This window comes from Nannocystis sp. RBIL2 (genome assembly GCF_026626745.1).
Classification (GTDB): Bacteria; Myxococcota_A; Polyangia; order Nannocystales; family Nannocystaceae; genus Nannocystis.
In genome coordinates, this window is record NZ_JAPNJW010000001.1 from 3,998,888 (window position 1) to 4,019,277 (window position 20,390).

17 protein-coding genes are annotated in these 20,390 nt (G+C 70.0%); 11 read left to right on the forward strand and 6 right to left on the reverse strand.

The features are described 5' to 3' along the window. Positions 1-27: 27 nt before the first annotated feature. On the forward strand, positions 28-255 hold the full coding sequence (locus OV090_RS15685; RefSeq protein ID WP_267704468.1) for a hypothetical protein: 228 nt from the start codon (positions 28-30) through the stop codon (positions 253-255). 286 nt (positions 256-541) lie between these two features. Next, on the forward strand, positions 542-2,161 hold the full coding sequence (locus OV090_RS15690; RefSeq protein WP_267704469.1) for a hypothetical protein: 1,620 nt from the start codon (positions 542-544) through the stop codon (positions 2,159-2,161). A 23-nt stretch (positions 2,162-2,184) separates the two neighbouring features. Here the strand turns inward: OV090_RS15690 and OV090_RS15695 are convergent, their stop codons facing one another. Then, the gene (locus tag OV090_RS15695; RefSeq protein ID WP_267704470.1) at positions 2,185-2,985 is read right to left on the reverse strand and encodes a hypothetical protein; all 801 of its coding nucleotides are present in this window, start codon (positions 2,983-2,985) and stop codon (positions 2,185-2,187) included. Here OV090_RS15695 and OV090_RS15700 point away from each other — a divergent pair. Both OV090_RS15700 and OV090_RS15705 read left to right on the forward strand, forming a co-directional pair. Continuing rightward, the gene (locus OV090_RS15700; protein WP_267704471.1) at positions 2,984-3,277 is read left to right on the forward strand and encodes a hypothetical protein; all 294 of its coding nucleotides are present in this window, start codon (positions 2,984-2,986) and stop codon (positions 3,275-3,277) included. The genes OV090_RS15695 and OV090_RS15700 overlap by 2 nt on opposite strands. 811 nt (positions 3,278-4,088) lie before the next feature. Continuing rightward, positions 4,089-4,439 carry a hypothetical protein gene (locus OV090_RS15705; RefSeq protein WP_267704472.1) on the forward strand — a complete coding sequence of 117 codons (351 nt, stop codon included), beginning with the start codon at positions 4,089-4,091 and terminating at the stop codon, positions 4,437-4,439. Between the two features lie 1,037 nt (positions 4,440-5,476). Here the strand turns inward: OV090_RS15705 and OV090_RS15710 are convergent. Together OV090_RS15710 and OV090_RS15715 are read right to left on the reverse strand one after the other, a co-directional pair. Then, a complete protein-coding gene (locus OV090_RS15710; RefSeq protein ID WP_267704473.1) occupies positions 5,477-5,917 on the reverse strand; it encodes a hypothetical protein in 441 nt (146 codons plus the stop codon). 199 nt (positions 5,918-6,116) lie between these two features. Beyond that, positions 6,117-6,722 (reverse strand): TetR/AcrR family transcriptional regulator, encoded by a 606-nt coding sequence (locus tag OV090_RS15715; protein WP_267704474.1) that lies wholly within the window; start codon positions 6,720-6,722, stop codon positions 6,117-6,119. Positions 6,723-6,828: 106 nt separating this feature from the next. On the opposite strand from OV090_RS15715, the gene OV090_RS15720 reads away from it, so the two are divergent. The 3 genes from OV090_RS15720 (at position 6,829) to OV090_RS15730 (ending at position 9,578) form a co-directional block, all read left to right on the forward strand. Then, positions 6,829-7,743 carry an NmrA family NAD(P)-binding protein gene (locus OV090_RS15720; RefSeq protein ID WP_267704475.1) on the forward strand — a complete coding sequence of 305 codons (915 nt, stop codon included), beginning with the start codon at positions 6,829-6,831 and terminating at the stop codon, positions 7,741-7,743. 201 nt (positions 7,744-7,944) lie between these two features. Continuing rightward, entirely contained in the window at positions 7,945-8,844 is a 900-nt protein-coding gene (locus OV090_RS15725) for a DMT family transporter (protein ID WP_267704476.1), read from the forward strand. 188 nt (positions 8,845-9,032) lie between these two features. After that, positions 9,033-9,578 (forward strand): DUF924 family protein, encoded by a 546-nt coding sequence (locus OV090_RS15730; protein ID WP_267704477.1) that lies wholly within the window; start codon positions 9,033-9,035, stop codon positions 9,576-9,578. 340 nt (positions 9,579-9,918) lie between these two features. Here OV090_RS15730 and OV090_RS15735 read toward each other — a convergent pair whose 3' ends face one another. Beyond that, positions 9,919-10,875 (reverse strand): hypothetical protein, encoded by a 957-nt coding sequence (locus OV090_RS15735; protein WP_267704478.1) that lies wholly within the window; start codon positions 10,873-10,875, stop codon positions 9,919-9,921. 413 nt (positions 10,876-11,288) lie between these two features. Between OV090_RS15735 and OV090_RS15740 the strand changes: the two genes are divergently transcribed. Further along, a complete protein-coding gene (locus OV090_RS15740) occupies positions 11,289-11,696 on the forward strand; it encodes a GFA family protein (protein ID WP_267704479.1) in 408 nt (135 codons plus the stop codon). 85 nt (positions 11,697-11,781) lie between these two features. Here OV090_RS15740 and OV090_RS15745 read toward each other — a convergent pair whose 3' ends face one another. After that, a complete protein-coding gene (locus OV090_RS15745) occupies positions 11,782-14,433 on the reverse strand; it encodes an MMPL family transporter (protein ID WP_267704480.1) in 2,652 nt (883 codons plus the stop codon). A 204-nt stretch (positions 14,434-14,637) separates the two neighbouring features. On the opposite strand from OV090_RS15745, the gene OV090_RS15750 reads away from it, so the two are divergent. The 3 genes from OV090_RS15750 to OV090_RS15760 all read left to right on the forward strand — a co-directional run bounded on the left by OV090_RS15750 (position 14,638) and on the right by OV090_RS15760 (position 18,736). After that, positions 14,638-15,222, forward strand: coding sequence for a DUF4440 domain-containing protein (locus tag OV090_RS15750; protein ID WP_267704481.1), 585 nt, complete (start codon positions 14,638-14,640; stop codon positions 15,220-15,222). A gap of 52 nt (positions 15,223-15,274) precedes the next feature. Beyond that, the gene (locus OV090_RS15755; RefSeq protein WP_267704482.1) at positions 15,275-16,591 is read left to right on the forward strand and encodes a vWA domain-containing protein; all 1,317 of its coding nucleotides are present in this window, start codon (positions 15,275-15,277) and stop codon (positions 16,589-16,591) included. A 138-nt stretch (positions 16,592-16,729) separates the two neighbouring features. Continuing rightward, positions 16,730-18,736: a choice-of-anchor L domain-containing protein gene (locus OV090_RS15760; protein ID WP_267704483.1), complete on the forward strand. Its 2,007-nt coding sequence runs from the start codon at positions 16,730-16,732 to the stop codon at positions 18,734-18,736. A gap of 87 nt (positions 18,737-18,823) precedes the next feature. Here OV090_RS15760 and OV090_RS15765 read toward each other — a convergent pair whose 3' ends face one another. After that, positions 18,824-20,359: a 4-hydroxyphenylacetate 3-hydroxylase N-terminal domain-containing protein gene (locus OV090_RS15765; protein WP_267704484.1), complete on the reverse strand. Its 1,536-nt coding sequence runs from the start codon at positions 20,357-20,359 to the stop codon at positions 18,824-18,826. Between the last annotated feature and the right edge of the window lie 31 nt (positions 20,360-20,390).

The window sequence follows — 20,390 nt, forward strand, 5'->3', positions numbered from 1 at the left end:
ATTCAGCCTCACTCGCTGCATGTACACGTGCTGCGCGTCGACGAGGCCGGCCCTGCAGCGGGCGCGGCCTCGCCGGCGTACGCCGAAGTCGGCGCGTCACCGGCCGTCGACATGTCGCGCATGCCGGTGGTCGTCGACGACGACCACGTCGCGCTCGAGGTCACCGTCGGCAGCCCATCCGCGGTCACCTTGGCGCCCGCGCTGCTGAACACTGTCGACTCGGCGGGCGACGCAGCGTTGCAGCCAAGAATGTAAAACATGTCAGCGCAGCGGGAGGCGCGCGACATCGCGCGCCAGGCTACTGGCCTCCAGGAGCCCATGCGACGCGTTTTGCGCGACTTCGCGCACAGTTTCAGAACATTTATTTCGTTGCGTAGGCAACGACTGAGCTCGTGCCGCGGGGCGTCAACTTCGCCGCCGCCTTCGATTCTCTGACGGGTCGGCGCCCGCCGTCCCGACGAGGACTCGGCAGTTGCCGTGGTTCGTGCGCGGCCGCTCCGTCGGTATCATCTTCTTGCGCGGCGCGTGCGGAGCCGAGGACATGTCCCGAAGAACACTTCTCCTCTCCCTCGTGACCGTCGCTTGCTACACGGACGTGGAGGGCCACGCGACGGCGCTGTTCCCCAAGGACAGCGACAGCCGCGGCGCGTCGTCCTGGGCGACCAGCACCGGCGTCGACGCGAGCGCGGCGAGCGGCATGCCGGCGACCACCCACGATCCACTCCCCGCCACCCCGGGCTCCGGCGATCCGTGGAGCATGACCACCGGCGAGCCGGAGAACCAGCCGCCGGAGATCTTTCATTTCGAGATCGAGCCCGACATGCTGAACGAGGCCGGCACGGCCCACGCGATCGTGTCCTTCAGCGAGAACGTCACCCAGCTGGAGCTGAGGGTCAACGGCGTCGACGTCCCGGTCGGCGCTCCGGCGAAATTCGAGTGGTTCTTCACTGCCACCTCCAAGGCCAAGTCCGACGGCATCTACCAGCTCGAGCTGACCGCCAAGGACGACGAGGACCAGACGGACATCGCAACGGCCACCCTGAAGGTGGAGTTGCCCGAGACGGGAGACCCTCGGTGCGTGTTCGAGGAAGAAGCCGACGACGGCTGGTTTGCGGGCGTCGTCTATGGCGACGCCCTCGTGCTGGCCGGCACGCTCGGGTGGCCAACCGAGGCCGCGGTGTGGCGGCTCGATCCCGACTCGTGCAAGCCGCAGTTCGGCTCTCCGTGGAAGATCTCCCAGTGGACTGACAAGACCCTCCCGGGGCCCTCGCAGGCCGTCGGCCTGGCGATCGACGCCGACGGTCGCACCGCCATCGCCGCCAACGTCGGCACCTTCCCCGACCGTCTGTCCTACATCGCAGTGCTCTCGCCCGAGGGCTCGCTCGAGTGGGAACAGCTCGGCCAGGCCAAAGGCCGGGTCTACAACGGCATCACCGCCAGCCCCGAAGGCTTCTTCGTGGTCGGCGAGACGCAGGTCAGCCAGGACCCCAAAGACCCGCATTACGACGGCTTCGTCGAGGGGTTCGACAGCGACGGGACCATCCTCGGGGCCAAGCCGCTGGCTGCTCCGCTGCCGGGCGACGATTGGTACGATGAGTTCAACATGTTCGACATTCACCCTCGCGCGATCGCCTGGTCCGACGAGCTGGCCCGGCTCGTCGTGGTCGGTGAACGTGACGTCTTCGACAATAACGACACCAAGCGTACGCGCGCCTTCTCGGCCCAGTACGACCTCGATCTGGACCTCGTCAACACATGGACATCGAGCGGGCTCGACGCCGTCGAGGACGCCCTGGTCGCCGTCACGGGCTGTGGAAAAGAACTCGTGGCGAGCGGATGGGTCCAGGCTCCAGGGCTGAAGAACCCGGCAGTGCGGTGGCTCGACGCCGCAGGCGACGGCAGCACGAAGCGACGCGTCGACCTACTCCCCGGCACGAGTTTCCAGGCGCTCGCATGCGATCTCGAGGGGAAGTTCACCGCTGCCGCCAGTACTCCTACTGGAGCGGCCGTGCTCGGGTTCCGCTTCAGCGACGATCCGTTCCTCTTCAATTCGGAGTTCGTCGCCACCAGCCTGCTGGCCGCCGCGTGCGATCATCGAGGTTTCTGCGCAGTGGCTGGTCAGCGCGAGACCTCTGCCTGGCTGCGGGTCCATCATCCATGACGAGCGGTCGCTACCGGGGTGGCTCAACGCGGGATGAACTGATCGCACAGAGGCGCGAGCTGAGCCGCGACCTCCTGGAAGAAGGACCCGTACGCTGGCGCGCAGATCGACGCCATCGTGCCGTGCTTGAGCTGCTCTTCCATGAAGAGCCGCATGCGATTGGTGGCCCCTGCCGGTTCACCGGGAGAGCACAGGTTGGGCGAGATGTCGTTGTCCGTGGTGATGGCCAGGGCGACCACGGCGTCCTCGTCGCCGCCCTTCACGGCGTAGAGCGCTTTTCGCCACTGATAGGGTCCGCCCAGCGACCAGTGTTCGTAAGTGTTCTGGATGATGACGAGCAACAGCAGCGCGTCGTCGCGCAAGAACCCTTCGTTGCAGTCGCCCGGACCGTTGAAGGTCACGCCCGACGGGATCAGGGGATGATCGAGCGCGGCGAGGATCGCATCGAAGGTCTGCGGGCTCGCCACGCCGTAGCCGACACGGGCGAGGCAGGTCAAGGTGCCGACGAGGTCCTCGTCTTCGTTGGTGATGTAGCGCCGCCCCTCCGCAAGTTGACAGCGACGGCCCGACGAGCCCATCCCGCAGGGGAAGGTCTCTCCCGCCCCCATCGTCGTGTCGCAGGCGTCCAGCTTCGCGCCGCAGAGGCTCGGCTCCCCGTCGGGGTCGCAGTCGTCGGGGTCCTTGCATTGCGAGCAGCTGCCCATCCCCCACGCGTGCGACGAGTCCGTCACGAGGATGTGCAGGTCGAACGCGCCGAGCTCCTCCTCGAGCGCCTGCGCGAACTCGGGGAACGCGGTGAGCAGCCGCGACTGATACTCGTGCATGGGATATTCGCTGGAGATCGCAAAGATGATGTCGATCTTCCCCTGGCAGCCTTCCGGTGCGACGTCGCCGAAATCCGGCGGGGTGCTGCCGCTGCTGCTGCTCACCACTGGTTCACTCGTCGACGTCGACGTCGGCACGTCACCGGAGCTCGAGGTCGTCGTCGTGGTCGTGGTCGTGGTCGTCGCCGTGCTCGACGAGGTCGAGGTCGTCATGCTCGTCGTCTCGACCTCGCTGCTCGCACTCCCGAACGGCATGGCCTCGGGCACGGCGGTGTGGCAGCCAACAAAGTAGAGCGTGGCAACGAGGCCGGCGATGCGCGACATCGCGCGAACCCTACCGAGCGCCCCCCACCAGCGCTACTCGTTTGACGCGACTCTGCGCAATTCAGGCGCCATTTTATAAAATTGCTTTGCGCAAATGAGAGCGAGCGAGCAGGCCTCGGCGGTCAGGGAGAACGAGTAGCAAGGACAAAGGCGATTGCAAACACTTGCTGGCGCTCTCATGCTCGCCGAAGCATTCGGCAAGTTGCGACGTTCAGATCAAGGTTCTGAGTAGCAACGAAAAATACGACTGCGAGTGATTTGCGGCCGCTTCGGCGCCCCACGCGGCGATCGGCAGACTCCGGCGGCTCGCACGATGTTCTGATTAGCAAGCGAAAATAAATCCGCAAGCGATTGCTGGCCGCCTCACGCTCGACACATCGTTCGGAAGCTTCGACGGTCCGTTCGATGTTCAGACTAACAAGGAAAAACACGACTGGCGGCGATTTCGGGGGACCTCATGCTCGAGTCGCCGCTCGCCAAGCCCCGGCCGGCCTGCACTCCTCCGAGCAGCAAGAGAAAAGCATGTCGGCAAGCGAGTGCTAACTTGGGTGCTCGACACGCTCGGCGAAACCGGCGCCGCGATCGCAGATGGGAGACCGGCCTCGCAGGTTGAGCTCACACGACGGCGCAGTCAGGCCGTACGCGGGGCGCCGATCGGCGCCATCGATCCGCGCGCTGCTGCATGCGGCTGGATCCCCGACCGCTCATGAGGTTGCGTGATACGCCCTTGTCCGCAGCGAGGGCCAGCGCCTTGCCGCTTTGCTGCGGAACGTACCCTCGTGGTCGCGGGGGTCGGGAAAGTGCGAGCAGTCGAACACGCTCATACGAGCGACGAGCCCGTCACGTCCGTCACGGAACGTGCAGCTCGAACGCTCCTCACCGTCGAGGCGCTGCTCCTCGGGCACTCGGTCGAGCTCGCGGAGATGATGAGGATATCTTCTCGTTGTTCACCGGTGCCGCGTCTCGAAGTAGGGCGGCGCGCCGCTGCTACCGCCGCGCTCGTCGAGTACGTTGATGTCGACGACGTTGACGAGGACGCCCCGCCCATGCTCCCAGGCGTCGAGGTCGACGACGCGCTCGTCGGTGTACCCCCGAACTGCCAGCCACACCCTCGCTGCGAGCACTGTTGAACGAAGCCGAGCCGCGAGCGCTGGCGAACGAGGCCACGCCGCGAGTGCTGCCGTGTGGCAGCTCGCCGTGTAAGTCGGCGACGAGGGCGAGACGCGACATCGCGGGTGCACGTACTGGCCCTCGAACAAGGGCGCTACCCGGTTGGCGCGCTCTCGCAGCAACGACCGCTTCTATATCGTTGCATCGCGAACTAGCGTTCCATGGCGCCCTCGTTTATATCATTGCGTATTCGAAGAAGATCGCTCGTTCTGTCCCTCGCGCAGCAAAGACCGCCGATGCGGCCCAGCGTGAAGGATCAGCGGCGTCGGCCTCGCCGCCCTCCTCCCGGAGATGCCGTCCTGGACTCAGGCACCAACAAGACTGTCATCGCCTTCAAAAGATTGCGCATGCCAGAACCGCCCGCGCGAAGCAGATCATTTCGACTTGCCCTGAGGGCATTGCTCGCTCTCAGTTTCGCACGCCAGGTCCGCTGCTGAACTGGGCCTGCTCGCTGCTGCTGAACTCCAGCGTCCGCCAGTCGCCGTCGACGTCGTCAATGAACCGCGTCGCCTGCGCTCGCGGGCCGCGATTGCTCGCGCGTCGCCTGTGCTCGCGCGTCGCCTGTGCTCGCGGGCCGCGAGTGCTCGCCGCGCGAGGCAGCGCCGCGCCCGCCGGCACGCAAGGCCGCCGAGGCGCGACCCGCCCTGGCGCGAACGGGCCTCGCAGCGAGGATGCTACTCGGTTGGCGCGCTCTCGCAGCACCGCTCGCGTCTATATCGTTGCGTGCCGAACGAGCGATTCCCATCGACCAACTCTATTTCCTTGCGCACCCCAACGAAATTGCTCGATCTGTCGTTGTGCCAGCAACGGCCGCCGATGCGGCCCTGCGTGAAGGATCCGCGGCCGCGGTCTCGCCGCCTTTTCCTGGAGAAGCCCTCGCCTGCTCGGGCTCAAGCAAGACTGTCATCATCTTTAAACATTTGCGCAGAACAGAGCTGCCCGCTCGGACAAGCTCTTTTTGACTTGCCCCCTCATGAGAAGTCAAAATTTCTCGTCGCTATGACCCCGCCTGTTTGCCGTTGCTGAATTTCAGCCGCAGTTCCAGCGTCCGCCAGTCGAGCTTGACGTCGGGGATCTCGATCTCCAGCGCCTCTTCGAGGGCCAGCAGCGTCGCGTAGAACACCAGCGGCGCCGTCGTGGCGAAGCGCGTCACTACCAGTTTTTTCACGCATACGTGGAGCGGGTCCAAGTCTGTGCGATGAAGGCGAGACCGCGCCTTTTCCTCCGCGAAGCGGACCGCCGCGTCGATGGTCGCGGCGTACGTCGCATCCCAGCCGCCGGCTGCCTCCTCGAGGTCGACCTCGAAGGTGTGGCGCTCGGCGGGCCCCGCCTCGAGCGTGAGGTCGACCGAGAAATGGTGACGGCCGAGCTCGCGGTGCAGTCGCCCCCGACCTCGTCGGCGCCACGGCGGCGCTGCGTTCGTGCCGTCCTCCATCATGCGCCCTCGTGACCCGGTTCGCGGGCGGCCGGCAGGCTCGTCATCCTCGAAGTGTACAGGCAACTCCGCAGCGCCATGGCTCGCGCACCGCGACTCGCCGAGCCGGACACTGCTTGCATCGCGGAGCTCGCTCCGCGCCGAGCGAGCAGGCCCTCATCGTCCGTACGAGCCGCGACGCGCTCGACCGATGCGCTCGTGGCTACGCCTGCGAGCCGGTCTTCGACGAGTCACAGGTCTGCGCCTCGGTCTTGACTGGAGGCCGGATCCCGGCGAGCGCGAGGCGCAGCAACCGGCTCGCGCCGGCCGGATCGTTCTCGGTGGCGACGGCCACCGCGTTCGCCAGGACCATCAGGTCCTTCGTCGTGGCGCCGGCTTGAAGCGCGCCCACGGACGACGCCCGCGCCACCAGGACGTCGAGCACGCCGAGCAGCATGTCGGTGCAGCAGACCTCTTCGGGCGAGAGACCATCGGGGCCGGCCAGCAGCGCAGTGGCGAGCCCGCGATGGGTGGCGGCGTACACCGTCACTTCTTCGAGCCAGGCGGCCAGCTCGGCGCTGGGGTCCGCGCCCGGCAGCGCTGCTGCCCGCTCGCACAGCTGCGCGACGCCGGCCCGGAAGACCGCCTCGAGCAGCGCTTGCCGCGACGCGAAGTGCCGGTGCAGCGTCGCCGAGCCGACCCCCGCCCGCTGCGCGACCTCCTCGAGCGACGCCTGCGCGCCATCCCTGCCGACCAGCTCCGCGGCGGCCGCGACGATCCGCTCCCGGTTGCGTTGCCCGTCGGCTCGCAGCTTTTTCACGCGCTCCATGGGCGTTTTTCTCCTCGATTAAGTCCTCGACAAACGGGGTTGGCCCCCATATTTTGCTTGCGAGGCATAAACGGTGGGCAACCCCACTTGTGAAAAGGAGCATAGCATGAGCAGCAACAAGCCCGTTCTCGTCACTGCGGCCACGGGGCGCCAGGGCGGCGCCACCGCCCGGGCGCTGCTGGCCGAAGGCAGTACCTCGGTGCGCGTGATGGTGCGCAACCCGGGTGCGCCGGGCGCCAGGGCCCTCGCGGCTGCCGGCGCCGAGGTGGTCGTGGGCGACCTCGACGACCCCGCGTCGCTACGCGCGGCCTGCGCCGGGGCTCGCGCGGTGTTCTCGATGCAGTCGCCGATCCTCTCCGCGACCGGCGTCGACTTCAGCAAGGAGCGCCAGCAGGGGAAGAACCTCGTCGAGGCCGCGCTCGCCGAGGGCGTGGAGACGTTCGTGCACACCGCGACCTCAGGCGTCGGCGACCACCGCAACGTCGAGGGCTGGGCCGAGGGTCGCTGGAAGGAGCGCGAGGAGTACTGGGAGAACAAGTTCGCCACCTGCGAGCTCGTGCGCCACGCAGGCTTCGAGCACTGGACCATCATCCTGCCCGCCACCTTCATGGACCACGTCATGCTCGACCCCGCCGGGTTCGCCGAAGGGCGCCGGCTGGTCACCGTGTTCCGGCCCGACCTGCCCATGGGGCTTATCGCCCCGGAGGATGTCGGCAAGGCGTCCGCGGCGGCCATCCTCGACCCGGCCAGGTTCGCCGGGGTCACGCTGCAACTCGCGGGCGACCTGCTCACGCTGCCCCAGATCGTCGAGATCCTGGCGCGCCTCGACGGCAAGGACTACGTGGTGCAGTCGGGCACGGTCGAGGAGGCCGTCGCAGCCGGCCTGCACCCCGCCGTGGCGGGGGGCCTGATGTACATGAACGTGGCCCCGGTGCTGGCACGCCCCGAAATTGCCCGCTCCTTCGGCCTCTCCCTCATGAGCTTCGAGACGTGGGCCCGCCAGCAGCGCGGGCTGGCCTGACCACCGCGGTCGTGCTCCGTCGACCTGGCGCGAGGGCGATCGGCGTCGCGCAGCACACCATCGCGGAGCTCGATCCGCGAAAACGAGGAGGTCGCCCGTGCGAGCCGCGGCGCGCTCGACCGACGCGCTCGCGACTCTCGGCCGCGACGCGCCTGCCAGCCCGGCTTCGCCGACGACACCTGCTCGCGTAGACTCGCCGCGGTGACGGACCACCTCGGCGAGCTCGCGGCGCTCGGCACGGCCGTGTGCTGGGCGCTCGGCTCGCTCGCCTTCACCCGCGCGGGGCGGCGGATCGGCAGCCTCCCGCTCAACGTCATCCGGCTGGCGCTGGCGCTGCTGTTCGCGGTGATCGCCGGCCTCGCGCTGCGCGGGCGGGCCTTGCCGACCGACGCGACCGCGGAGCAGTGGTGGTGGCTGGGGCTGTCGGGCTTCGTCGGCTACTTCCTCGGCGACCTGTGTCAGTTCCGGGCCTTCATCGAAATCGGTCCGCGGCTCACGCTGCTGATCATGGCGCTCGCGCCGCCGCTGACCGCGGTGGTCGACTTCGCCGTGCTCGGCCAGCGACTCACGCCGCTGTCGTTGCTCGGCATGGCGATCACCCTCGCGGGTGTCGCTTGGGTCCTGTCTGAAAGGACACCTGCCGCCGCGACCCCGGGGCCGGCCGCCCCGAGGTTGCGGGGGATCTTGCTCGGCCTGGGGGGCGCGCTCGGGCAGGCCGTGGGGCTGGTGCTGAGCAAGCGCGGGATGGTCGGCTACGAGCCGCTGGCGGGCGCGCAGATCCGGATGCTCGTCGGTCTGGCGTGCTTCGTCGCCCTGGTGCTGGCGGCCTCGGCGGGGCCGCGGCTGCGGGCCGCCCTGGGCGACCGCGGCGCGCTCGGCTACGCCACCGTCGGCGCCCTGCTCGGCCCCTTCCTCGGCGTCTCGCTGGCCCTGTTCGCGCTGCAGCGGACCTCGGCCGGGGTCGCCGCCAGCCTGCTCAGCACCTCGCCGATCTTCATCATCCCGCTGGCGGCGCGGCTCGAGGGCGAGCGGGTCGGCTTGCGCGGGTTGCTCGGGGCCGTGGTCGCGGTCGCCGGCGTCGCGCTGTTGTTCGCCGGCTGACGAGGAATTCCTGCCCGTCGCCCGCGGCCCCCAGGACGAGCGCGGGCCGCTGGGGCCCCGCGGCTCCGGAGGCCCCGGATCTTCGCGGCCGCCGAACGGCTGGGGTCGCTGCCTGGTAAAAATTCTTGTCGCCGCGAGCCCCGCCGGGCATTGCCCGTCGCTCGGTCCCCGCACAAATTCACCAGCGTATGAGCACTCCTGACGCCGTCCTCGACTTCTGGTTCTCGCCGCGGGTCCGGCCGAAGTGGTTCGTCCGCTCCGACGAGCTCGACCGCGAGATCCGCAGCACCTTCGGCGAGCTGCACGCCCGCGCTGCCAGCGGCGCCCTCGACGGCTGGGGCGCGACGTCGCGGGGCGCGCTGGCCCTCGTCATCCTGCTCGATCAGTTCCCGCGCAACATGTTCCGCGGCACGCCCGAGGCCTTCGCGTCCGATGCCAAGGCCCGCGAGGTCGCCAACGCCGCGCTCGACGCCGGCCACGAGCACGACCTCACCCAGGAGGAGCGGCTGTTCCTCTACCTGCCGCTCGAGCACAGCGAGGAGCTCGCCGACCAGGAGCGCTGCGTCGAGCTGATGCGCGCCCTCGACGAGACCCCCATGTGGCTCGACTACGCCGTCCGCCACCGCGACGTCATCGCCCGCTTCGGCCGCTTCCCCCACCGCAACGCGGTCCTCGGGCGCGAGAGCACCGCCGAGGAGTGCGAGTTCCTGATGCAGCCGGGCTCTTCGTTCTAGCGGGCTTGCATGGTCGAACGGGCATGTCCGAACGGGCATGTCTGCGAGGCCATGTCCCGACGCTCCGCCTCGCGGCCTCCGCGAGGGGAGCGCGACCACTCGGGCTCCGAGGCGCGAGTCTCAGCAACATGGCCCATGGGTCATGTCCGGCGGCTCCCCCGTCCCGGCGGCCACGAGTGGCCCCAGCGCGCCAGGGGGCCGGGTCGACGTGACCTGCACCTCGGCGACGTTTCTCAAAGGTCATGTCCTGGGAACCTGCCCCTCCGTTTCGACCGCGAGGGACGCCGTCGAGCCGGTGTGACGGCCCCATTCACATGTCCCACAGGACATGTCCTTCAGCTCATGCCCACTGGACCACCCGGCCGCGCTCGCCGTCCCAGCACCACGGGGTCGCGGCGTCGAGCAAGGCCCCGCCGAGCCAGCGCGCCGGGGTGAGCCAGCGCGTGCGGCCGGCGTGCACCGCCTGACCTGCCTCGGTGATCTCGGCGGTCATCTCGGCCGGGGAGGCGCCGCTCAGGCGCACCAGCGGGGCCTCGCCTTCGGCCAGCCGACGCAGGCGCACCAGCACCAGCAGGTCCGTCAGCCACGGGCGGGCCTCGGCGCGGCCGCAGGCCCTCAGCAGCGCGCCCAGGTCGGCGGGGCCCTCGGCCAGGGCGGCCAGCAGCTGCCGCTCGGTGCGGGCCAGGCCGTCCTCACGACCTGGCCATTCAGCCAGGTGCAGCGCCAGCGCGTCGCGCAGCGCCGGCCAGGCGACGAACGCCGCCGGGTCGTCGACCAGCGCCTGCAGCCGCATCGGCGTCGGCGCGCGGTAGGCGTCCCAGGCTCGCACCGCCAGCCCGATCGTCGCCGGGTCCACCGGCTCGCGGGCGGCGAACGCCTGCCGCAGGCCCGCCTCGCCGAGCTCGCTGACGCTGCAGCCCGGGCGGTCCGGAGCGTCCTCGGCCGTGGCCCACGACAGCCGGGCCCCGGCCGGACCGAGCCGCGCGATCAGGGCCAGCGCGATCGCCTGGCAGAACCACTCGTTACCTGCCCACAAGACCAGCTCGTCCCGCGTCGCCGCGGCCGCCAGCGCCTCGTCCTGCGCGCGCAGGCGGACGGCGATCTGCGGCGCCGCGGCCGGGTCGCCGGTGTGCTCGGCCAACCAGTCGGCGCGGATCTGGCAAAACGCCGCGTCGTCGACCTCGGCCGGGACGGGACCCCCGCACAGCACCTCCGACCACTCGAGACGCTCGCCCGGGACGCCGGCCTCGGCCAGCCGGGCGAGCAGGACGGACCCGCCATGTACATGGATCGGCACCCGCGAAGCATAGTGAACTCCGGGGCCCGTGCCCACTCTCGCGCGGCGGACGGGCCACGGACGAGGCCGCTGGCGCTGGGGCAAGAGTCCATGCATGCGCACCGAACGGGCTTTACGCGAGCCGTCGGAGCTCCCCCGAGCTCGCCCGGCCTGGCGACCTCACGTGGGGCCGACCCGGGTCCCCACACCTCACCCGGCGTGGGCCAGATCTCGCATCCGCGATCGACACGACATGTCCTCGAGGACATGTCTCTTCCGCCAGAAGCTCGTGACGCCACGAGCTCGTGCGCTCGTCAGAGCCGGCCGTTCGCCGTTCCGCCGCGGCGAGGCCGGTCGCCCGGACCTCCATCGGTCGCGTGCGCCTCCCGGCTGCGCGATTGACAGCCGCAGCGCCCCGGAGGTATCGCAGGCGCATGAGCGCGAAAACGTACAAGGGGAGCTGTCACTGCCAGGACGTGCAGTTCGAGGCCGACATCGACGTCGCCGCCGGCAGCGGCAAGTGCAACTGCTCGATGTGCACCAAGACCCGCGCCTGGGGCGCCATCGTCAAGCCCGAGGCCTTCCGCCTGCTCAAGGGCGAGGGGGCGCTGTCGGACTACCAGTTCGGCTCGCAGAGCATGCACCACCTGTTCTGCCGCCGCTGCGGCGTGCGCCCGTTCGGCCGCGGCCACCTCGACGTGCTCGGCGGCGACTTCGTCACGGTCAACCTCGCCTGCCTCGACGACGTCGACTGGACCGCCCTGGCCGACGCGCCGGTGATGTACGCCGACGGCGCCAACAACAACTGGCAAGCGCCGCCGGCCGAGACCCGCCACCTCTGAGCGGCCGCCGCGGCCCGGCACCGGGCCGATTGGACATGTCTCAGGGAACATGTCCCTGAGACCTATCGACGCGCCGGCCCGGCGCTCAGTGGGCGCGGACCCGGCCGAGCATCAGCAGCAGCGCCGGCAGCACCAGCAGGCTGGCGACCAGGCAGCTGGCGATGCCCATGACCATGACGGAGCCGAAGCTCTTCATGCCGCCGTAGTCGCTGAGGGTCAACGACGCGAAGCTGGCGATGGTCGTGAGCGCCGACAGCACCACCGCGCTGCCGGTGCCGCGGATCAGGTCGTCGAGGCGGGCGTGGCTGTTGTGCTGCTCGCTCTCCTGGCAACGGTGCATGAGGTGGACGCCGAACGCGGTGCCGATGCCGATGACGAGCGGCAGCGACACGATGTTGGCGACGTCGAACGTGCGGCCGACGGCGGCCATCAGGCCGAGCATCCACAGCCACCCGAGCACCGTGGGGATCAGCGCGAGCGCGCCGTCGCGGAGCGAGCGGAGGTCGAGGGTGACGACCACGAGGATCAGCAGCGCCGCCCACAGCGCGGCGCGACGGAAGCCGGCCACGATCATCGACGAGTGCAGCTCGATGTTGATCGCCAGGCCCGAGGCGTCCGGCGAGATCGATGTGACTGCCTGGCGGAAGTGCTCCGCCGACGCCGAGTCCCACGGCGACACCGCAGGGACCACGAACATCGCCAGGCCGCCGCCGTCGCGGGCGACGAAGCGGGTGCGGAACAGCTGCGGCAGGTCGCTCGGGGCGTAGCTGCCGCGGTCGGCCACGTTCTTGGCGGTGGTCCAGGCGCGGCCGAGCAGGTCGGCCACCTGCGGCTCGGCAGCGGCCAGCCGCTCGCGCTCGGCCGGACCGGCCTTCTCGAGCCGCTCGCGCAGCGCGCGGAAGCTGGCCTGCGCCTGGTCGACGGCCTCGGTCGGCTGACCGCCCTGCTGCAGCGCGAACCGGACCTCGTCGAGCGCGTCGACGATCGCCTTGATCTTCGGCAGCAGCTCCTCCGGCGTGGTCTTGCGCGCGGCCAGCTTGGCGAAGTCGGGCAGCGGCCCGAGCTTCTCGATCGCCTTGAGCTGCGCCAGCCGCTGCGGGTCGAGCGGCGGCAGCAGGTCGGTGGCCGTCTGCACCCCCGCGACCTCGGGCAGGGCCCGCAGCGCGTCGGCCTTGGCCCGCGCCGACTCGACGTCGTCGGCGGCCACGTTGGCGTAGACCGGGCTCATCAGCGGGTCGCCCTCGAGCGCCTCGAGCGCGTGCACGCCCTCGCTGTTGCGCGGCAGGAAGTCGAAGTAGCGGCCGTTGAAGGCGATCCGCGACAGCCCCCAGCCGCCGCCCACGGCGGCCAGCACCGCCAGCACGACGATGAACACCCGCGTGCGCGCGACGAAGCCGCCCAGCAAGTGGACCATCGGCGGCTCCTTCTTGACCGCCGCGAGCCCCGTCTTGCCGGCCAGGATCACCAGCGACGGCAGCACGAACAGCGTCGCCAGCACCACGAACAGCAGGCCCACCGCGGTGATGACCCCGAGCTCGGCGTAAGCGGTGAAGTCGGAGCCCAGCGTGGTGAGGAACGCCAGCACCGTCACCAGCGCGCCGACCAGGATCGGCGGACCGGTGTGCATCAACGCCTCGCGGATCGCCGCCGCCACCGACGAGCCGGCGCGCCGCTGCTCGTTGAAGCGGTGCATCATGTGCACGCCGAAGTCGATGCCGAGCCCGAGCAGCGTCGACACGAAGCTCGAGGTGATCAGGTTGAGGTAGCCGTAGATCCAGTAGACCGCGCCGAGCGTGAGCGCGAGCCCTGCCAGCAGCGGCACCAGGCTCAGCACCGTCTGCCGCAGCGAGCGCAGCATCACCAGGCACAGCACCAGGATCGCCAGGCCCGACCACAAGCTCGACTGGAACAGGCCGCGGCTGACGAGCTTCTGCTCCTCGCTGGCGAGCTCCGGCAGGCCGGTGATCTCCGCGCGGACGCCGGGCGGGCCGGCCGCGAGCGCCTCGTCGCGGATCTCGTGGATCTGCTTGATCAGCGGCGCGAAGTCGCTGACCTCGTTGCCGGAGAACTCGGGGAACACGCTGACGACGTGGTACTTGCCGTCGACCGTCTGGATGTAGCCGGCCTCGTCGCGGCCGCGCGCCGGCGCCTCGCCGGCCTGGGCCTGCATCGCCGCGCGCATGAGATCTTCGCCGGCGATGTAGCGGTCGAAGGTGCTCGCCATCCCGCCGAGCTGCTTGAGGCCCTCGGCCGCGCGCGCGGGATCTTGCGGCGCGGCCTCGCCGTCGAGCCCGGCCTGCAGCTGACCCTCGATCGCCCCGAACCACGCCGGCAGACCGCCCTCGACCAGCGGCGCGAGCGCCACGTCGGGTGGCAGGTTACCTGTCACTTGAGACAGGATCTCGGGACGCTGTAGGAGCAGCACCTCGGCGACCTCGCTCGGACCGACGCGGCCGAGCACGCGGCCGCGCAGCTCCGGCACCGCTTCGAAGCCAGCGATCAGCCGGTCGACGACCGCGCGACTGTCCTCCGGGCGCTCGCCCGAGACCACCACCACCGGCGCGTCCGGGTTGCCGAAGCGCTCGAAGAACCGCAGCATCCGCGCCTGGTCGGGGTTGTCGTCCGACACCAGCCCGTAGCGCGACGTCGACACCCGCAGCTGCGGCAGCGTCACCGCCGAGGCGACCACCAACAACCCAGCGACCGTCAGCACCAGCCGCGGACGGCTCAGGCTCAAGGTTGCGATGCGGGAAAAGATCCGTTGCGGGAGAGATTCGGGCATCGGCGGACCGCCCTGAGCTATACTCGGGCTCTGCTCTGGGCAACTTATCCAGGTTTTTTGACCGCGCCGGGCGCCCGAAGGTGTGACGCGGAGCACATCTCGCGCCCTGACGCCGCTCAGGCCGGTCCAGGGGCATTTCGAGGCGGTCCCGGCGGGCCCGTGAGTCGGCCTCGCGAGCCGGGGCGGGCCGCGGCCTCGCGGGCCTGTCGCCTCGCCCCGCGGCTCGTCCTCCTGCTCGGCCTGCTCTGCCTGTTCTGCCTGTTCTGCCTGTTCATGGGCGGGTGCAGCTTCACCGGCAAGGATCGCCGCGCGGTCGAGGGCGTGCTCCGCGAGCAGGCCGCGGCCTGGAACCACGGCGACCTCGAGGGTTTCTTGCGCGCCTACGAGCTGTCGGAGGCGCTGGTGTTCACCTCGGGCGGCGCGATCCGGCGCGGCTACGCGGCGGCGCGGGCCCGCTATCTCGAGCGCTATGGCGCGCGCGGGGCCGAGACGATGGGCCACCTCGAGTTCGAGATCGTCGACGTTCGCGGGCTCAGCCGTGACGCCGCGGTGGTCCTCGGTCGCTGGCGCCTGACGCAGACCGAAGCTGCCGGCGCGGGTGTCTTCACGTTGGTGTTCCGGCGCGACGCTCGCGGCTGGAGCATCGTCCACGATCACACCTCTGTCGACAAAAGCGGCCCGTCTCCCGCGTCGAGCGCCGACGACGACGTCGCAAAAACAGACGGACACGGACAGTCGCCCTGAGTTATAGTCGCCGTCGACCTTAACCTCCGTTTTCGCGCGGGAGAGTGGTGTGATGCGACGTTTTTCGGGTGTTCTGTTTTTGGCTTCCTTCGGGCTCGTGAGCGGCTGCGGCGACAACGGCAATGACACGCAGGGCGCGACCGGCACCATGATGACGACGACGTTGCCGCCGCTGACGACGACGACGAGCACCACCACCGGCACCGAGACCGACACGACCGCGCCGACGACCACCGACGGCACCGGCACCGCCACCGAGTCGACCACGACGCCGACCACCACCGAGACCACCGGCCCGACCAGCACCACCGAGCCGGTCGACACCACCGCGGGTCCGACCACCGAGCCGCAGACCTCGACGACCCTGACGACGATGGGCACCACCGGCGACACGCCCTGTCAGGAGATCTCGGTCACCGTCCAGCCGGTCAAGCCGAACACCATGCTCGTGCTCGACAAGTCGGGCTCGATGCTGCAGAAGTGGGACGCCGACGCCGACCCCGCCACGCCCGACGTGACCCGCTGGTACAGCCTCTACGGGGTCGTCAACCAGGTGCTGACCGACTTCAACGACAAGTTCAACTTCGGCATGAACCTGTTCCCGTCGAAGAACGCGCTCGGCGAGTACAAGATGACGGCCTGCCTCGTCAACGACACCGTCGAGGTGCCGGTCGCCGAGCTCAACAAGGACGCTATCATCCCGGTCCTGCCGGCCCAGAGCAACATGACGATCGCCGGCGGCACCCCGACCGCGCTCGGCATGACCGCCGCGCTCGACCACCTCAAGTCGCTCGACCCGGCCGTGCCGCGCATCGTCATGCTCGTCACCGACGGCGCCGCCAACTGCAGCACCACGGCCCCCAACCTCACCGAGCTGTTCGAGGTCTACGACGCCAACCTGGCCCCGATCGTCGGCGACGCGTTCACGGTCGACAGCATCCCGACCTACGTCATCGGCATCGCCATCGACAACGCGCCGAACCCGAACATCCAGGACGGCAACCCCAACACCATCAACCCGTACGAGAAGCTCAACGAGCTGGCCACCCTCGGCGGCACGGCCAAGGCGGGCGACGAGAAGTTCTACAGCGCCAAGAACGCGATCGAGCTCAGCGACGCGCTCAACGCCATCGTCCAGGACGCGCAGAGCTGCATCATCCCGCTCGAGTCGCCGCCGGCGTTCCCCGACAAGACGATCGTCAAGCTCGGCAACACCGAGATCCCGATGATCGCCGACTGCGCCAACGAGAGCGGCTGGCGCTACATCGAGCCGATGCCGTACACGGCGCTCGAGCTGTGCGGCACCGCCTGCGCCGATCTCAAGATCGCCGGCGCGGCCGACGTCGAGTACTACTGCGACGCCGGCTGAGCGACGCCGCGCGGCGGTCGACCCGCAGCTCGAGGGCCGCGCGCACCGTCGCGCGGCCCTCTTGCTTCTTGCCGCGAATTCGCCGGTCAGGAGGCCCTTCCCGCCGCGCCTGCGGGCAAGGGTCCCATCTTGCCGGACATGCGTTCTCGTCGTCCTCCGGGCCTTGCCTCTATCGCTGCCGCCCTCGCCGCCCTGTCGTCGTCCGCCTGCAACGACGACCGCCCCGCCACCACCGCGACCGACGTCGCCACGACGCCCGGCTTCACCGGGGTCACCACCGTCGAGACCGCCGCGCCGTCGCCCGGGCCGACCACGACCGACGGCGGCATCGACACCGACGACGCGACCTCGATGCCGGCCGCGCCGACGGTGGGCGGCTGCATACCCGACTGTCCCGAAGGACAGTATTGCTTCGGCGGCGCGTGCCAGACTGGCTGTGACGACGACGGCGACTGCACCGCGCCGAGCACCTGCGACCTGGCCGACCACACCTGCAAGGGCTGCACCGCCGACGCCGGCTGCGCCCCCGGCAGCGTGTGCCAGGACGGCGCCTGCGTGGCCGGCTGCAGCGACACCCAGGCGTGCACCGGCGGCCTCGCCTGCTGCGCCGAGGCCTGCGTCGACCCGCTCGCCGACCCGGCCCACTGCGGCGGCTGCGATCCGTGCCCGCTCCCGTTCCACGCCGCCGCGACCTGCTCGATGGGACAGTGTGGCCTCGGCGCCTGCGACGACGGCTGGCAGGACTGCGACGGCGACCCCGCCAACGGCTGCGAGAAATCAGGCAGTTGCCAGTGCACCCCCAACGCGGTCGAGGACTGCTACGGCGGCCCGCCGAACACCGCCGGCGTCGGCGCCTGCAAGCCCGGCCAGCGCACCTGCAACCCGGACGGCACCGGCTTCGGCCCGTGCGAGGGCGAGGTCCTGCCGGCGCTCGCCGACGTCTGCGACAACGCCCTCGACGACGACTGCGACGGCGAGGTCGACGAGAACCCCGACGCCGACGGCGACGGCTGGACCGTGTGCGGCGGCGACTGCTGCGACGAGCTCGGGCCCGACTGCAGCAACCCCGACCTCGTCAACCCTGGCGCCTTCGAGGTCATGGGCAACGCCGTCGACGACGACTGCGACGGCGGGGCCGACAACGTCCTGCCGGCCTGCGACGACGGCCTCGCCAGCGACGCGAGCGACCCCCTGGCCTACGCCAAGGCGATGGACCTGTGCCAGTTCACGACCGAATCACCGCCGCTCGCCGAGCGCACCTGGGGCGTGATCTCCGGCGCCTTCACCCGCTCCGACGGCGCCGGCGACCCGGCCACCGCGGCGCGATCGATCCGCTCCGGCTTCGGCAGCGTCATCGTCCCGCAGAAGAACCACCGCCTGGCAGTCCTGTCGACCGGCGCCGCCGCCGACGCCCACGACAAGAAGCCGGCCTTCTCCCCCTTCCAGGGCGGCACCGAGCTGGCCACGCCCGCGGCCGTGCCCGCCGACTGGCTGGCCGCCAACGGCAACAACTTCCCCAACGCGCCCGGCTGCCCCGAGCCCGGCGGCGGCGCGACCGGCCAGGACACGATCCAGCTGAAGCTGCGGATCCGCGTGCCCACCAACGCGCAGTCGTTCAGCGCCAACGTGTACTTCTTCTCGAGCGAGTACCCCGAGTGGGTGTGCGGCCCGTACAACGACTTCTTCCTGACGCTGGTCGACGGCAAGGGCGCCGGCAACCCGGCCGACAAGAACGTCGCCATCTACAAGAACCAGATGGACCAGCTGTTCCCACTCGGGGTCAACATCCTCAAGGGCGCGCCCGGCCTGTTCACGCAGTGCAAGAACGGCCAGATCAGCTGTGCAGCCCCGCCGGTCGGCACCTACGACAGCTGCACCGACAAAGACGAGCTCGCCGGCACCGGCTTCCACACCCTGAACCCCCTGCCGCACTTCAAGGACGACCCCGGCTTCTGCGGCACCAACAACCAGGTCGGCGGCGGCACCGGCTGGCTCAAGATGTCCGGCAACGTCAAGCCGGGCGAGACGATGGAGATCCGGTTCGTCCTGTGGGACACCGGCGACCCCTGGTACGACTCGCTGGTGCTGCTCGACAACTTCGAGTGGTCGCTGCAAGCGTCGCAGCCGGGCGTCAAGCCGGGCTGAGTCGCTGGAAAGAGGCGGCCTTCGTCTGATCCGAGAGACATGCCCTGTCGAGCATGTCCTGGCGACATGCCGAATCGAGCATGCCCTTTACGACATGTCCCGATCGCCGCCCTCGACCTCGTCGGTGATGCCCGCGAGCGCGCGGGCCAGCGCCTTCTTGTCCTCGACCTGCATCTGCCGGGCGATCTGGATCCGCTGCGCCTGCGGCGAGCCGGCGCCGTGCATCGACTCGGTCAGGTAGCCGACGGCGTTGCGGCCCAGAGTCAGGTTCTCGATCAGCCGCAGCGCCCGCGCCCGCGCCTCGACCGACACGCCGTCGCGCCCGCGCAGATATTTTTTGAGGAGCGGCCCGACCTCGGGGTCGGCGAAGTCGTGCTCCGACGGCAGGGTCGCCAGCAGCCCGCCGGCGAGGTCCTGGGCCAGGCGGGCCATCTCGTAGGGGAAGCGAGTCACGTTGTGCTTGCACACGTTGGCGAGCATCGGGTCGTTCTGCCAGTTGCCCGCCGGCGTGGCGTTCGACTCGTGCGAGGCCGCGATCCCGGCGCCGTAGATCGTCTCGTTGAGGTGGGCCATCTCGACCAGCTTGTCGCGCACGTGCGAGACCTGCGGCACCCCGTTGTAGTCGGCGATCAGCGCCGCCGCGCCGATCAGCACGTCGCCGACGCCCGCCTTGCACACGTAGCTGCGGCGGTGATACGCCGTGAACCGCTCGACCAGGTCGGCCGCGAACTCGAACTCGCCGTCCATGAAGATCAGCTCGTCGGGCACGAACACGTCGTCGAGGATGATGAGCGCCTCCTGGCCGCCGTAGCGGGCGTTGCCGACGTCGATCGCGCCGCCCTCGAGCGCCCGCGTGTCGCACGACTGCCGCCCGACCACGAAGGTCAGGCCCGGGTGGTCGACCGGCACCGCGCACACGATCGCGTGGTCGCGGTCGCGCGGCCCGAGCCGCATCGTCGGCATCACCACGATCCAGTGCGAGTTGATGCAGCCGGTCTGGTGCGCCTTGGCCCCGCGGATCACCACCCCGCCCGGCTCGCGCCGGACCACCCGCACGAACATGTCGGGGTCACTCTGCTCGTGCGGCGCCTTGCCGCGGTCGCCCTTCACGTCGGTCATCGCCCCGCCGACCACCAGGTTCTGGCGCTGCATCGCCCGCACGAACGCGCGCAGGCGGCCGTGGTAGGGCGTCTGGCGCGCCTGGTCGATGAGCCAGGTCGTGGTGAACAGCGCGTTGATCGCGTCCATGCCGACGCAGCGCTGGAAGCAGGTCCCGGTCAGCTGGCCGAGCCGCCGCTGCATCTTGTTCTGCTGCACCACATCGGCCGCCGACTCGGTGACGTGGAGGAAGCGGTTGACCCGCTGGCCGGTCTCGCCCACCACCGCGGTCGCCAGCTCGGGCCGCTCGAGCGCGAGGTCGTAGGTGCGCGCGACCGCGTTGATCGACGGGCGCAAGATCGGGTGGTCGACCGGCTCGGCCACGCGCTCGCCGAGCAAGAACACCCGCAGGCCGCGACCGCGCAGGCTGGCGACGTAGTCCTCGCCGCTGACGATCGGCGGCCGCGGCTTCAGCCACGACGGGGACGGCTCGGGCTCGCTGGGCGACGCGACTGCGCTCGACATGCCGGCCAGGATACCCGAGCCGCCCGCCGCC